This window comes from Psychrosphaera sp. HA2-10 (assembly GCF_055693745.1).
On the sequence record NZ_CM146341.1, the window covers coordinates 657,403 to 672,293 of the forward strand.

At 40.0% G+C, this 14,891-nt stretch carries 15 protein-coding genes and 1 tRNA gene; 12 read left to right on the top strand and 4 right to left on the bottom strand.

The genetic code is table 11. From position 1 onward, the window contains the following. Positions 1 to 20: 20 nt before the first annotated feature. On the bottom strand, positions 21 to 698 hold the full coding sequence (mutH, locus tag ACZ1GV_RS03045; protein ID WP_472675175.1) for a DNA mismatch repair endonuclease MutH: 678 nt from the start codon (positions 696 to 698) through the stop codon (positions 21 to 23). A gap of 137 nt (positions 699 to 835) precedes the next feature. On the opposite strand from mutH, the gene rppH reads away from it, so the two are divergent. The 9 genes from rppH to ACZ1GV_RS03090 all read left to right on the top strand — a co-directional run bounded on the left by rppH (position 836) and on the right by ACZ1GV_RS03090 (position 11,278). Then, the gene (gene rppH / locus ACZ1GV_RS03050) at positions 836 to 1,426 is read left to right on the top strand and encodes an RNA pyrophosphohydrolase (RefSeq protein WP_472675176.1); all 591 of its coding nucleotides are present in this window, start codon (positions 836 to 838) and stop codon (positions 1,424 to 1,426) included. A 12-nt stretch (positions 1,427 to 1,438) separates the two neighbouring features. Continuing rightward, positions 1,439 to 3,718: a phosphoenolpyruvate--protein phosphotransferase gene (gene ptsP / locus ACZ1GV_RS03055; RefSeq protein ID WP_472675177.1), complete on the top strand. Its 2,280-nt coding sequence runs from the start codon at positions 1,439 to 1,441 to the stop codon at positions 3,716 to 3,718. Positions 3,719 to 3,730: 12 nt separating this feature from the next. Beyond that, a complete protein-coding gene (locus ACZ1GV_RS03060) occupies positions 3,731 to 4,540 on the top strand; it encodes a sulfite exporter TauE/SafE family protein (RefSeq protein WP_472675178.1) in 810 nt (269 codons plus the stop codon). Continuing rightward, positions 4,534 to 5,352 (top strand): prolipoprotein diacylglyceryl transferase, encoded by an 819-nt coding sequence (lgt, locus tag ACZ1GV_RS03065; RefSeq protein WP_472675179.1) that lies wholly within the window; start codon positions 4,534 to 4,536, stop codon positions 5,350 to 5,352. The genes ACZ1GV_RS03060 and lgt overlap by 7 nt, the downstream gene beginning before the upstream one ends. Positions 5,353 to 5,383: 31 nt before the next feature. Beyond that, positions 5,384 to 6,235 (top strand): thymidylate synthase, encoded by an 852-nt coding sequence (locus ACZ1GV_RS03070; RefSeq protein WP_472675180.1) that lies wholly within the window; start codon positions 5,384 to 5,386, stop codon positions 6,233 to 6,235. 132 nt (positions 6,236 to 6,367) lie between these two features. Beyond that, a complete protein-coding gene (locus tag ACZ1GV_RS03075; protein WP_472675181.1) occupies positions 6,368 to 7,624 on the top strand; it encodes a sterol desaturase family protein in 1,257 nt (418 codons plus the stop codon). Then, positions 7,614 to 10,097 (top strand): TonB-dependent receptor, encoded by a 2,484-nt coding sequence (locus ACZ1GV_RS03080; RefSeq protein ID WP_472675182.1) that lies wholly within the window; start codon positions 7,614 to 7,616, stop codon positions 10,095 to 10,097. The genes ACZ1GV_RS03075 and ACZ1GV_RS03080 overlap by 11 nt, the downstream gene beginning before the upstream one ends. 74 nt (positions 10,098 to 10,171) lie before the next feature. Further along, the gene (locus ACZ1GV_RS03085) at positions 10,172 to 10,828 is read left to right on the top strand and encodes a hypothetical protein (protein WP_472675183.1); all 657 of its coding nucleotides are present in this window, start codon (positions 10,172 to 10,174) and stop codon (positions 10,826 to 10,828) included. A 48-nt stretch (positions 10,829 to 10,876) separates the two neighbouring features. Beyond that, on the top strand, positions 10,877 to 11,278 hold the full coding sequence (locus ACZ1GV_RS03090; RefSeq protein ID WP_472675184.1) for a DUF2750 domain-containing protein: 402 nt from the start codon (positions 10,877 to 10,879) through the stop codon (positions 11,276 to 11,278). A 29-nt stretch (positions 11,279 to 11,307) separates the two neighbouring features. On the opposite strand, the gene ACZ1GV_RS03095 is transcribed toward ACZ1GV_RS03090, so the two are convergent. From ACZ1GV_RS03095 to ACZ1GV_RS03105, 3 genes are all read right to left on the bottom strand, one after another. Then, entirely contained in the window at positions 11,308 to 11,913 is a 606-nt protein-coding gene (locus tag ACZ1GV_RS03095; RefSeq protein WP_472675185.1) for a class I SAM-dependent methyltransferase, read from the bottom strand. A 106-nt stretch (positions 11,914 to 12,019) separates the two neighbouring features. After that, positions 12,020 to 12,550 (bottom strand): peroxiredoxin, encoded by a 531-nt coding sequence (locus ACZ1GV_RS03100; RefSeq protein ID WP_472675186.1) that lies wholly within the window; start codon positions 12,548 to 12,550, stop codon positions 12,020 to 12,022. 56 nt (positions 12,551 to 12,606) lie between these two features. Then, positions 12,607 to 13,428: a putative RNA methyltransferase gene (locus ACZ1GV_RS03105; protein WP_472675187.1), complete on the bottom strand. Its 822-nt coding sequence runs from the start codon at positions 13,426 to 13,428 to the stop codon at positions 12,607 to 12,609. Positions 13,429 to 13,606: 178 nt separating this feature from the next. Between ACZ1GV_RS03105 and ACZ1GV_RS03110 the strand changes: the two genes are divergently transcribed. From ACZ1GV_RS03110 to rimI, 3 genes are all read left to right on the top strand, one after another. Beyond that, positions 13,607 to 13,683 (top strand) — tRNA-Trp (locus ACZ1GV_RS03110). A 373-nt stretch (positions 13,684 to 14,056) separates the two neighbouring features. Then, positions 14,057 to 14,422 (top strand): hypothetical protein, encoded by a 366-nt coding sequence (locus tag ACZ1GV_RS03115; protein WP_472675188.1) that lies wholly within the window; start codon positions 14,057 to 14,059, stop codon positions 14,420 to 14,422. Next, complete coding sequence (gene rimI, locus ACZ1GV_RS03120; protein ID WP_472675189.1) at positions 14,419 to 14,880, top strand: ribosomal protein S18-alanine N-acetyltransferase; 462 nt, start codon at positions 14,419 to 14,421, stop codon at positions 14,878 to 14,880. The genes ACZ1GV_RS03115 and rimI overlap by 4 nt, the downstream gene beginning before the upstream one ends. Positions 14,881 to 14,891: the final 11 nt, after the last annotated feature.

The window sequence follows — 14,891 nt, forward strand, 5'->3', positions numbered from 1 at the left end:
GTGCTAATAACTGATATGTCTTAATCTAAATGAAACTTTTGCTTTAGAAGGTTATGCGTAAATTGACTGCGTAAGTAAAAGCCTTTTGGTGGAGCCATTGTGGGCGCTCCTGATTTATCTATCGCGGCGGTTCTGACGCTAGAGTCTGCTGCTTTTGGCCTCAATTGAATGACTTCACCATGGTGTGCGGTGATCTTATCGTGTTCGCCCATTATTATCATGTCGGTGAGCTCTTGCCAGTCTTGTTGCAATAATAATTCTGATTGCTCATCCATTTCCCATAAAAAGGGCATAGCAACTTGCCTTTGTGGAACAGGAATATGGCGCTCCGCTACAATGGGCACCCAAAGTACATGTTTGAGCTTTTTATAAACAACACTGTCTCGCCAGTGGTGGCCAGCCGTCATGATTAAAGGCGCAACACATACAAAGGTAGTTTCTAAAGGTTTGCCTGATGCTGAAATAGGTAACGTTTTAAGTTCCACACCAAGTTCTTGAAAATCAGGCTCTGGAAGGTTACCCGCTGTGGCTCCTAAATAAGCCTCTAGTAATTGACCACTCCAACCTTTATCTACCAGCAAGTTTTCCGGCACCATGACTTGCAACTCTTCGGCAATTTCTCCTAACGACATACCAGCGATGGCATCAATTCTATATTGCAACTCAGTAATAGTTTTTGGTGGATTGGGTAAATTCATATCAATTAACTTTGTTATTTTGAATAGTTATTATCTAACGTCCAATTAATTGATGCTAGTGCTAATTTACGTTTGCGCTAATACGCGGTTTGTGGAAGAATCAATTCATATAATAGAATAAAAAGACAGGTGAAACTGTGATTGATGCCGAAGGGTTTCGACCTAATGTTGGCATCGTGATTTGCAACCACAAAGGTCAAGTGTTTTGGGCCCGTCGTTACGGACAACACTCTTGGCAATATCCTCAAGGTGGCGTGGATGAAGGTGAAACGCCTGAACAAACCATGTATCGTGAACTTGAGGAAGAAGTGGGGCTTAAGCCAGATGATGTAGAGATTCTGGCAGTGAGTAAAAACTGGCTGCGCTATCGATTACCAAAAAGGCTTATTCGCCGAGAAAGTATGCCGATTTGTATAGGTCAAAAACAGAAATGGTTTTTACTGCGCTTGCGATGCAAAGAATCCGATGTAGATTTATTAAAGTCCAATCATCCTGAGTTTGATGATTGGCGTTGGGTAAGTTATTGGTATCCAATTCGAAATGTCGTCTCATTTAAGAGAGATGTCTATCGAAGAGTGATGAAAGAGTTCGCTCCTATTGTTATGCCAATGGGCCGACAGCAGTTTCCTCGTGGAGAGCATGCTGGTGGAAAGACGGTTAACCACCGTTTTAAAAGGCGAAATCAAAAGTCTCAACAACAAAGGAATAAGCCGCAACAGCAACAATAACGCTAAAATATTATGCTAGACGAACTGAGACGTATCACCCACAACTTTGTGCAAGAGCCAAATCTAGACTTGGCTCTTGCCAGTCTCGTCAGTGATATTAAATTTTGTCTAAATACAGATTGTTGCTCTATTTATCTTGCCGACCCCGATCAAAAATTACTACGACTTAAAGCAACTGACGGCTTAAACCCTGACGCGGTAGGTAAAACTATTATGCGTTTTGATGAGGGATTAACCGGTTGGGTAGCGGAGCGTGGTGAGCCTATTAAAGTCCACAACGCACTGCAACATATTCGATTCAAACAGTTCCCAACTATTGAGGAAGATACCTACTCTGGATTTTTAGGGGTGCCAATTATGCATCGCCGTAAAATTTTAGGTGTTATTTCCCTACAGCAATCTGAATCCAGATATTTTGAGCAACAAGAAGAAGCATTTTTAGTGACCTTAAGTGCTCAACTCGCCTCTACATTTGCAAATGTCACTTTACGACTACGCTCAGAACCCGATGAATTGAACCAACAAAGTGCTCTTGTACTTCAAGGTGTTTCAGGTGCAAGAGGCGTCGGTATTGGCCACTCTTATTTGGTACAAACTAATATTGAGTTTTCTGATGTATCATTAAAAAAAGTAGGCTCAGCAGAACCTGAAAAGGCTAGATACTTTAACGCTGTAGAAAACACTCGTGCTGACATTATCGAAATGACGCAGCGCATGGCTAATCAGCTTCCAAAAGACGCATTGGCTATTTTTGATGTTTATCAACAATTACTAGAAGCGGCAAGTTTAGGTAATGAGGTTGTAGATAAGATTGAGCAAGGCTGGTGCGCCGTTTCTGCATTAAAAATCGTAGTTGAAAAATATATAGCAGAATTTGAAAAAATGGATGATCCCTATATAAGGGAACGAGCCGTTGATGTTAAAGACTTAAGTCGACGACTACTCGAACATCTTACGGCAAAAGCGCATCGAGAATTATCGATTCCCAAGTCAGCCATTATTATTGCCGAAGAAGTCACAGCATCAATGTTGGCTGAAATTCCAAGAGATCAAATATCCGGTATAGTATCAATTAAAGGCGCTGAAAATTCTCATGCCGCGATTATGGCTCGGGCGCTAGGCATCCCAGCTGTCATTGGTCTTAGAGATGTCCCTATTTTGCAGCTAGATGATATTGAGCTTATTGTCGATGGTTATAACGGTAAGGTATTCATTACTCCAAACGAAGCAATTGTGGATGAATACCGAAAGTTAGAGTCGGAAGATAAGGCCTTTGCAGACTTACTTAAAAAAGAGTCCAACGAGTTTGCGCAAACGCAATGTGGTCGACGAATATCTATGTATATAAACTCAGGCATGGGGTTTGAGGGCGATATTGCAGAACAACTTCATATTGAAGGTATAGGTTTGTATCGCACTGAATACCTATTTATGATGCGCCAGCGATTTCCGTCAGAACAAGAGCAACAGTCTTTTTATCAAGAAGTGCTAGGCGACTTTGAAGGTAAGCCTGTCGTGATGCGGACTTTAGATGTCGGCGGTGATAAACAGTTACCATACTTTCCAATTGTTGAAGACAATCCCTTTTTAGGTTGGCGTGGCATTCGATTAACACTCGATCACTCGGAAATTTTTTTGGTGCAAATCCGTGCCATGATAAAAGCCAACATCCTCACTAATAATTTGCATATCATGCTACCTATGGTGTCTGATATTGGTGAAATTGAAGAGGCATCAAGGCTAATTAAACAAGCGCATCGTGAAGTTGAGAAGGAAATGCAGGAAGCAGACGCCGGAGCTCATGTTCATAAGCCTAAAATAGGTGTGATGATAGAAGTACCAAGCATGATCTTTCAGCTTAGCAAATTAAAGGGTAAAATCGATTTTTGTTCAATTGGTACCAATGACCTGACTCAGTACTTGTTAGCCGTAGATAGAAATAATGATAAAGTTGCAAGTCTTTATGATGCCTACCACCCAACGGTACTGACCGCGATTAAGATGATTGCGGATGAAACGAAAAAAATTGGTATACCTTGTAGTGTTTGTGGCGAGTTAGCCGGCGACCCTGGTGGAGCTATGTTATTGACGGGCATGGGGTTTGATCAACTGAGTATGAACACTCAAAACATTCTTAGAGTGAAATGGGTGTTGAAAAAAGCACCATTTAAAACATTAGAAACGCTGGTAGATGATGTTTTACAATGTACACGGCCTGACCAAGTCAAATTTAGAGTAAACCGAACAATATTGAATATTGGTGCTGCAGGAATACTCCGAGCAGGCAATTAATTTGGAAATTTAGTGACAGACCTTCTTATTTTTACACCTCTTTTAGGTATCGTAGCTGGCTTTTTATCTGGCTTGTTAGGTATAGGTGGCGGAATTGTTATCATACCGGTTTTGCTATATCTATTGCCTCAATTACCTCAGGTCAATGATTCAAATGTTGCCATTATTTCTATTGCGACGTCGCTTTTTACTATTTGTATTACTGCGTTTTCCTCTGGTCGAAGTCATTATAAAAATGGCAACGTCAATTGGGCAATTACTAAACCTGTGGTATTGACGGTCGGTATATCTGCGGTTGTCGCTTCACAAATAGCCGTGCAATTATCATCCGCTTGGTTAACTAAAATATTTGCTGTTTTACTTATGGTTCTCGCCCTATTAATGTGGCGAGGTAAACATGACATTGCAGACGATAACTATGACGTAAATCGAGTTAGTTTGGGCTTTGGAGGCATACTTACTGGTACATTAGCGTCTATGGCCGGCTTAGGTGGAGGAGCGATTTTAGTTCCATATATGACTTTTATTGGTGTTCATGTAAGACAGGCTATTGCAACGGCGGCAATTGCCGGTGTGGTAGTAGCGGTGTTTGGTACGTTAGGGTATCTATGGGCAGGATGGAATTGGACATCTTCAGCTGACTTTTTAGGTTACGTGCACTGGCCAACGGCATTAATGATTATGGCATTTTCATATTTTTCAGCGCCATGGGGTGTTAAAGCAGGACAAAAATTACAACAAGCACAGCTAAAGAAGGTATTTGCCGTCTTTATGATGTTGGTTTCAATTAAATTATTATTAGAGGTATTGCAGGTTTGGTAGATCCAATTATATTTCCACAAATAGACCCAGTCATTTTTTCTGTTGGGCCCTTTGCAGTTCGCTGGTATGGCCTAATGTATTTAGTAGGTCTTGGTTTTGCTTATTTTTTAGGGATGAAAGCAGTAAAAAGTGGACGTTCACCTTTTACAGAGCAGCAACTCAGTGATTTATTATTTTATGGTTTTATGGGTGCTGTGTTAGGCGGTCGATTGGGTTACGTATTCTTTTATCAATTTGAGCGATTCATAGAAGACCCATCCTATCTCTTTATGATCCATCAAGGTGGCATGTCTTTTCATGGCGGTTTACTGGGTGTTGTCGCGGTATTGTTTATATTCAGCCGTGTCACGAAACTATCTTTCTTACAAATAGGTGACTTTGTTGCGCCACTAGTGCCCATTGGTCTAGGTGCAGGTCGGCTAGGTAACTTTTTAAACGCTGAACTTTGGGGACGAACCACTGACGTGCCATGGGGCATTGTTTTTCCAAATGCAGGCCCATTACCACGCCATCCGTCGCAGTTGTATGAATTCTTTTTAGAAGGATTTGTTTTATTTTTTGTGGTTTATTGGTATTCAAAAAAACCAAGAGCCGTTGGTTCAGCAAGTGGTTTGTTCTTGATGGGGTACGGTTCTTTCCGTTTTATTGTTGAATACTTTAGACAGCCAGATGATCACTTAGGTTTACTTACATTAGGCATGTCTATGGGACAGTGGTTGTCACTGCCGATGGCATTAGCTGGACTTGGCTTAATGGTCTGGTCAATAAAGACAAACCCTAAAGCCGATAATGGTAAATTAGTTACACCGTAATCATTAACAATTAGTTTATTAGAGAAACATTATGAAACAGTATTTAGATTTGTGTCGTCGAATTGTTGATGAAGGTGAGTGGGTAGAGAATAAACGCACAGGCAAACGTTGCCTAACGGTTATTAATGCGGAGCTAAATTACGACGTAGCCGGCAATAAGTTCCCTATCATCACAACTAGAAAAAGTTACTGGAAAGCCGCAATAGCCGAATTACTAGGTTATTTGCGTGGGTATGATAGTGCCGCTGACTTTAGGGCTATAGGCTGTAACACTTGGAATGCCAATGCCAACGAGAATGATGTTTGGTTAAACAATCCTCATCGTAAAGGTGAAGATGATATGGGTCGAGTTTATGGCGTTCAAGGTAGAGCCTGGGCTAAACCTGATGGTGGTTTTGTAGATCAATTAAGAAAGTTAGTTGACGACTTGTCAAACGGTATCGATGATCGCGGTGAAATACTGTCATTTTATAACCCAGGCGAGTTTCATATGGGCTGTTTACGTCCATGTATGCATACTCATACTTTTTCTTTGTTGGGCGACACCTTGCACTTAACCAGTTATCAGCGTTCTTGTGACGTACCGCTGGGACTTAACTTTAATCAGATACAAGTCTTTGTATTGCTAGCACTTATCGCGCAAATTACTGGGAACAAACCAGGTAAGGCTTATCATAAAATTGTAAATGCACACATTTATGAAGACCAATTAGAGTTGATGAGAGATGTACAACTAAAGCGTGAGCCTTTTGAATCACCTAAGTTGCATATCAACCCTAAGATAAAATCACTGGAAGATATTGAGACTTGGGTAACACTAGATGACTTTGAAGTTATTGGTTACCAAAGTCATGACGCGATTAAATATCCGTTTTCCGTTTAAGATTTGTAACATTTTTAATTGACTTAACGCGCAATCAGCTATGTGCCTACAATAGACAAATCAATAACTTATGTTAGGCTAAAGTAATTAATATTATGCTCACTAGAGTATTTCACTTACCAGAGTGGCGATATGAACTTTGTAGCGCTAGCTATTCCCTTTTTTTTGTTTTTGATTGGTATAGAGTTGTTAGTAAATTGGTGGCGAAAATCCAACTACTTTTCACTTAACGACTCTATAAACTCCCTACACTTGGGGGTATTAAGCCAGCTTACAGGTCTTGCTAAAAAAGCGCTTCAGTTTTCTGTTTATGCTTGGATCTTCCCATATATTTCAGTATTTGAACTAAACAGCCAGTCTGTATGGGTGTGGATTGCTGGATTTATTGTTTATGACTTTTGTTATTACCTTTACCACCGTTGCTCGCATGAAATAAATGGGCTGTGGGCTTCTCATGTTGTTCACCATCAAAGCGAAGAATACAACCTAACCACAGCATTAAGACAAACCAGTGGTGGCATTGTAAACTTTGTTTTTTATATACCTTTAGCAATTTTAGGCTTTGAGCCCATTGTATTTATTGCTGTTGGCTCGCTGAATTTAGTTTATCAATTTTGGGTACATACACGACACATTGATAAAATGCCCAAATGGTTTGAGTTTGTATTTGTTACGCCAAGTAATCATCGGGTGCATCATGGTCAAAATCCAGTTTACCTAGATAAGAACCATGGCGGTGTATTTATATTGTGGGATAGAATGCTTGGTACTTATCAAGAAGAGTTGTCACACGAGCCGGTAATTTTTGGAGTGACAAAACCTTTGGCTAGTTGGAATCCAATTTGGGCTAACGTCGAAGTCTATTGGGGACTATTACTAGACTCTTTCCATACCAAAAGATGGTCCGACAAATTGCGTGTCTGGTATAAAAAGACAGGCTGGCGACCAGCGGATGTTGCGAGTAAATACCCGTATCCAGTTTTTGATCCTTATCAGCAAGTTAAATTTGATGTTAAGAGCTCAAAAGACAGATCTTGGTACGTGATAATACAGCATATTTTTACATTAGCGCTTTCGCTTGTTGTGTTGTATCAAGCACCAAGTGTTGCGGCAGAGTTTAATGTTATTACCTTAGTCGTGATTGGCTTTGGTTTGCTCTCTCTTGGTTATTATCAACAAAAGACTAAGTTTTCGACATTATTAGAGATTTTAAAAGTAATAGCATGGTGTTTATTCATAGTGCTATCACCTTACCAGTTTATATGGACGTTGGAGTTGGTGATGTGTTACGCAATAATCAGCTTCGGTGGCCTGTTACTTATTCAATATTATAAAAATAATAAAGCGCATGTAGATCACATAGCTTCAGGGAATAAATATGCTAAATAACGCTTCGTTACTAGGATTTAATAAAAATAAAATTTATCTCGCAACTCTATTAGGTATGTTGTCAGCCCCAGCATTTGCCAACGATATGGTTAACGACCCCACTGAGTCAGCTCCTGCTGAAAATAAAGGTCTTGAAGTTATTCAAGTGAGTGCGCAAAAGCGTGTTGAGAGTATTCAAGATGTACCAATAACGATTTCTGCATTTGGCGAAGCCGACATAGAAAAGATGGGTATTCAAAATGCCAATGATCTCGGCTTAATAACACCTGGTTTGGAAACAAATAACGCAACAGCGACGCAAACGACATTTAACATTCGCGGTATCACCACAAACGATATGGGTATTGGTTTAGATGCCGCGGTTGCTGTATATATCGATGGTGTATATGTTGGTCGTAGAGGTACGTCCAATTTAAACTTTAACGACGTAGAGCGAGTAGAGGTTTTAAAAGGGCCACAAGGTACTTTGTTTGGACGAAACGCAGCTGCAGGGGCTATTCACATTATCACCAAAGCGCCTACTGATGATGATGAAGGTGCCATCCGCTTTACTATTGGCAGCCACAATAAACGCAAAGTTGAAGTGTCGGCGAATACCCAAATAGATGAAGAGTGGTCTTTTAGAGGCAGTTTTAATTCCAACCATCGCGGTGGATATTTAGATATTAAAGATAGCCATGAACAATATGGTAATCAGCGTGACTGGTCAGCAAGAGGGGCCTTATTGTGGAATGCGGCATCGAATATCGACATTACTTTTAGAGCCGACTGGAACGACACAAATCAGCAAGGTCGCCCCGCAATTACTTTAAATACAGGATTTGGTAGTGGTGACCCATTTGCGCCTATTGAATTTGATTTTGAAGGAAAGGAAACGCGCGAAGCAGGCGGCATCTCGGCCGAAGTAAATTATTATAAAGACGAATTAACTTTTACTTCTATAACTGCTTATCGTCAGTTTACACGTTATAACGCCATGGAAGATGATGGTTCGGCTTTTGAACGTGCCTATTTTGAAAGTTTGTTGGACGAAGATCAAAGTCAGTTTAGTCAAGAGTTTAGAGTGTCGAGTGAGCAAGGGGACTTTAAGTGGACTGCAGGTACTACCTTCTTTTATGAAAATATTGACCAAGACGTCGTTGCTAACTTTAATACATTAAGTTTTGACGCTTTAGCTGCTGTGCAATTAGGCTTAGATCCTCGTATGGTACCTAATATGCCAGTTGGACAGGGTGTTGCAGGTGCGTATATGACCCTAGGCCCTGTTCAAGCTCAACAAGCTATTGCGCTTGAAATACAACGACGCATGATCTCGGGAATGAGCTTTGACGATGCTCAGTCTTCAGTAGGAATGGAGTTAGTTGGTGCTAACATCAATAAATTATTTAGCCAACATGAAGAGCGTTTTTATCACGCGGCTACTACAGCAAGTATCGCAGCTTATTTTGACGGTACCTACGCGGTTACCGAAAAAATGGATGTCACACTAGGCTTGCGTTACACCTATGACGATAAGAATTTTAAACTGTTTTCAGAGCCTCAAAATAGTTACATTGTTCCATATCAAGGTGCAGATGGTAACGTTGTTGGTGAAGTGCCATTGGCGGTTGCTTTCCAGCCGGAAGATGCACAACAAGAAGAAAGTTGGGATAAATGGACACCAAGGTTTGTAGTTGATTATAAATGGACAGATACGTTCATGACATTTATTTCATATGCTGAAGGGTTCAAGTCCGGTGGTTTTAATGGTGTAGGTATTGCGCCGCCAGTAAAGGAAGAAACCGTTGTTAATACTGAAGTTGGAATCAAGTCGTCGTGGTTAGATAATCGTGTACGTTTTAATATTTCGGCATACGACTATCAGTATAAAAATTTACAGCAACTAGAATTGTTTGGCGCGCCAATTCCAACTTACAACCTACGAAACGTTGATGCGGAAGGCGAGGGTTTTGATATAGAAACCATAGTACAAATTACTCCGGACTTAATCTTGACGGCTAATTACGGTAAAACAATTGCCGAGTACACTAAGTGGGACTTTTTTGAGGGTGAAACACTCAGTGATAGCCGTGTAGGAGAACCAATTTCAGGGATGCCGGAAAATCAGGGCAATTTGCGTTTAGACTATTATTTTGAAGGGCTCAGTGGGCAGTTTAATGCTCATATAAGCTATGCCTTTACAGGCGATAGAACACAAGGCGTAGAAGGCCCAACTCTGGCGATAATGCCATTTGAACCAGGCACTGTGACTGGCCTGAATGCAGACAATCGCATAGAAGGTTACTCTTTAGTTAATGCTCGTGTTAGCTGGCAAAGCGATAATCATCCAATTTATGCAGCTTTATTTATCAGTAACGCACTGGATGAAAAATATTTACTCCAAACCGGAGGGCAGGCAATGGCGTTAGGTTCTCCAATCGCCACTCCTGGTTTGCCACGAATGTTTGGGATTGAGTTCGGGATGGAGTTTTAGAAGTTTGCTTTTTTGATATGCAAAAATCTATCGCCCCATAGAAGGGGCGTTATGTATAGTTCAGGGAGAAATATATGAGTTATTTGGATACGTTTGGTGAGCTTGTTTTAATTGTTTCGTTATTAATGTTTATTATTAGCATCAATAAAACAAGTCAATTTGATTCACCTTTTCGAAACTACCTTACTGTAGCGTTATTGTTTATCGTTGTGACTGCATCATTTGGCGCAGCGAGGTTTGCAGGTGTAGAACAAGTAATTAGTATTCACGATTTACTGTCTTTAATTAGCGCTAAGTTAGCCATGGTGATTTATGTATTTAGTTTGCCTATTGTAATGTTATCTCAAGTGCTTAATCGGAATTATAAAGACTTAGATGAACTCAGTATCAATTTTTCCATAAGCCCATTCAAAGTCATAAAACTTGCAAAATCGGCGATGGTGGCAATACTTGCCTTTAATGTATTAGCTATTATTTTCGATATCCAAGCCGCTAACCTTCTGTCGGATGTTGCAGTAATTTTGGGTTTCTTATTATTTTCCCTAATTACCAAAGAGAAAGCTTTAGTTTATGGGGCAATGGTAGCATTAGTGTTGGTTCCTGCCAGTACTCAGCTTCATATAAGTAGTGACTTAAGTATGGCAATGTTTCATTTATTGCTAGCGTTACACTTTTGGTTAATTAATAAAGTTTTTGTTAATTACACCAAAGAGCAAGTTTTCCTCAGGTAAGCTAAAGAAATGATTTACACTATGCATCAGAAAAGAAAAAGGTGATGTATGACACACAGTAAAATTGACTCAAGCCGATTTGTTGAAATTAAAAGTTGGGACCAAGATAAGCGATTAAAATATTTGTTAACGCAGATGTTAGAACAACAAGAAGTATGGATTTTAACAGACGAGCATGGCGCGGTTATGCTGACCACAGACGATGAAGATTGCATTCCTGTATGGCCTCACGAAGAGTTTGCCGCTGAGTGGGCGACTGGTGATTGGCAAGGCTTTGAAGCTAAATCGATTAGTTTAAAAGATTGGCAGGCTAAATGGACACGAGGCTTAGAAGATGATGAACTGTTAGTTGTCGCTTTTCCATTGCCTGATGAAGATGGCATCGTTATTGAGCCGTATGAGCTGGAAGAAGAATTAGAACAACAGAAACGTAAATCACGTAATCGATGATCTTTCTGTATTTGTTAAAAAAGCACCTATTATAGGTGTTTTTTTAACAATATGACGTCTTGATCTGTGAACTCAATTTCTAAATTGTATTGTTGTGCGATGTAAGAAAAAGTGTATTCGCTAAAGAAGCTTATGTGCGTAGGATCATTTTTATAATGCCAATGCTTAAAGCGTTGCTGATTTATTACTAGCTTTGTCATTATTGCCAGCATGCCGCCAGGTTTAACTAAATTGAAAAGCTGTTTAATGCCAGTTGCTGGCTCATTAAAGTGTTCAACGACTTCAGTACAAGTAACAAAGTCATATTGTCGATTTAAATTAGATTTGTCGTCGTGGTAATAAATATCATAAAGGGACATTTTAAAACCAAGTCTTGATAGCTCCGTAGCCAGAGCTGGTCCCGGACCACAACCAAAATCTAATCCCTCAATCTCAGCGAGGCTATGATAAAAACCATCAGTCGTTCGACTATTATCAGCAAAACATTCGGCGATATCAGCGTTGCTAAGTTTCGTAATTACAGGTTTCGCAACCCGACTCAAAAAGCTTAAATAGCCTATGTCTTCAAGTTGGTTATCGTGCTTATCGTATTCTGCTTTTTCATTTTCAGAATTTAAGTGGAAGGGTTTCGGCACAAATACCAACTTACATTGTTGGCATTGAAAATAATCTCGGCGTTTGTCTTTACAGAAGTGTGCGACCTCGAGATGGTCGCACAATGGGCATGTATGTTGGGGTTTGTTAGTCACTAACTGCCTCAAAACTTAGCATTTTCATATACTTCGCCATATCTTCCGCTGAGCTAGCAGGGCGAACATTTTTATCTATCATGACGATTTTACCCGTTTTGTCTATGTAAAAAGTGTGACGTTTTGCGTAACCCATAAAACTGACATCATACGCTTCTGCTACTTCACCTTTTGGATCGCTTAGTAATGGGAAGTCGGCTTTTGTTTCTTGCGCAAATCTTTTGTTATCAGAAACATCATCGGTACTTGCCATGAAATATTGTGCGTTGAAGTTCTTTAATAAATGACCATTTTCAGCTAGTGATTTACATTCAATAGTACAGCCAGATGTAAAGGCTTTTGGGAACCAAGCTAGTACAACGTTTTGTTTACCTTTGTAATCTGATAATGAGTAGGTTTTGCCGTCACTACCTTGCATGGTGAAATCAGGCGCTTGATCACCTACTTTTAATGATGCGAGTGATGAGGCGCTAAATATCAATGCTGCAGCGAGTGTTAATGTGTTTACTAGTCTTTGTAACATATTACTTTTCCTTATAATTAAACTAATCCGTTTTACGCCTTAGCAACGTTAACCGATCAGTTAAGAGAAGCGTTTGGTATATATTGTGAAATAATAAAATCCAGTGTAACAGTTAGCGGTAATAACGCTTGTAGTTTCTGTAAACTTTCCTCACTGGTTTTCCAGCCAAACGGAGTCATGGTAAGTAGATTACTTAGCTGCTCAGAGCTACTAATAGTAATGGCGTTTTTAACATTCCAACTGCCACTATTTTCAAAAAACTCCGGTGGGCGAGGGGCTTCATGTAACTCGGCTGTTGGGTAAATAACCTGTTTTATTTCCAATAAATGGTTTGGTCCTGGTGAAACCGCTAAAATCTTTCCCGTGTTATTTAAAATTCGCTGACATTCTTTGCCAATCAATGGTGCAAAAATGTTAACGATTAGGTCTACGGATTTATCACAAAATGGTAAGTGAGCATTTGTCGCAACGGCGTAATGGACTTCTTTATTTCGCTTGGCAGCGTATTTTACGGCTGATTTAGAAATATCGACGCCGTATACTTGCTTGGATTTGTGCTGAGCTTTAATTTCGTTGGTGTAATAACCTTCCCCGCATCCTAGGTCAACGATCAGTTTTGGGTCATTCTCGGTAACAAGCTCGATAAGTTTGTTACGCATAAATTCATAATGTCCAACTTGTAAAAATTCGCGACGGGCAACAACCATTTTCAAATCATCACCAGGTTGAAGTGACTTTTTAAGCTGCACAGGCAACAAGTTGACATAACCTTCTTTGGCATAATCGAAGCTATGATTTGATGCACATTTTAGCATTTTATCTGTTTTGACTAAGTCTGCTGAACAAATAGGGCAGCTAAATTTTGGTTGGTCATTCATGAAGTTGCTTTTTAAAAAATTAAAGACAGAGAATTATAACCCACTCAGCTTTAAATTAAATGGAGTTTAGGTTCAGACTTTGGTTATTAAATGTCCGAACGAGCGGTAAACCCTAAATTAATTCAAAATTACTCTTTACCTTAATCAAAGGCACAGTATAATTGCCGGACTTTGATGCAGGGGCGTAGTTCCAATTGGTAGAACAGCGGTCTCCAAAACCGATGGTTGGGGGTTCGAGTCCCTCCGCCCCTGCCAAGTCAAAGTAAACAATAGGCCGCTCATTGAAGCGGTTTTTTTGTGCTTGGAATTTGAAGACCAGGTCTCCGCTCTTTACAAAAGCAGCGATGGTTGGGGGTTCGAGTCCCTCCGCCCCTGCCAAGTCAAAGTAAACAATAGGCCGCTCATTGAAGCGGTTTTTTTGTGCTTAGAATTTGAAGACCAGGTCTCCGCTCTTTACAAAAGCAGCGATGGTTGGGGGTTCGAGTCCCTCCGCCCCTGCCAAGTCAAAGTAAACAATAGGCCGCTCATTGAAGCGGTTTTTTTGTGCCTGGAATTTGGAGACAAAAATAATTGGTTGAAGCCTATATAATTCGATATCATCGGTTTTTATTTCAATATCGGATTGCCAGTGTATACATCTCACCAAATAGACTGCTTAAAAAAGTTGGGAATCCAGTTTTTAAAATCAGATCCAGAAAAGCCGTCCAAACATGATTCTGCCTCTATACAAGTAAGCGAAACTGCTAGCCGTATTGAATTGCCTGAGGCGTTATTAAAAGACTTAAAGGTGTTATTTCCTGCCTTAAAAGTTGATGGCAACAAAATCCGTTTAACTGAGCATTTTGTATGGTTGATTGAAGCCAGAACAACAAGAGTGATCGCGACTAAAACACAATTAATAACGACCCCATTTGAAAAGCTATCAATAGCTCATAAAAAACAAATTTGGGATAAGCTTCAAGAAAGCGTTGATAAGGTGTCAGCGTCTCAATGAAAACCCGCCTAGAACCCCTTAATCATTCGCATATCGCAGAGATAATGGAGATCGAATTGAAGGCCCATTTGGCGCCTTGGACCGAACGAATCGTTAATCAAAGTTTTGGCCCAAGAAGTCATAATATGGGTTTGTTTAAAGTGGAAAAAAAGCAATATCAATTAATTGGATATTACTTTTCTGATCACGTTGCTGGAGAAGTGTCGTTAGAAAATATCTGTATTTCAAAAGACTATCAAGGACAGGGCCACAGCCGCATATTAATGGCAAGTTTGTTTGAACATGCAAATAGTATAAACGCCGAAGAAATATGGTTAGAGGTTCGAGAGTCAAACCTGCCAGCGGTTAAACTCTATCAGTCTTTGGGTTTTGAAACACAGAGTATTAGAAAAAACTACTACTCTGTGCCTAATAGCATTGAAAAAGAACATGCCTTGTCGATGAAAAAAACGCTATAGTTGTCAAAAGC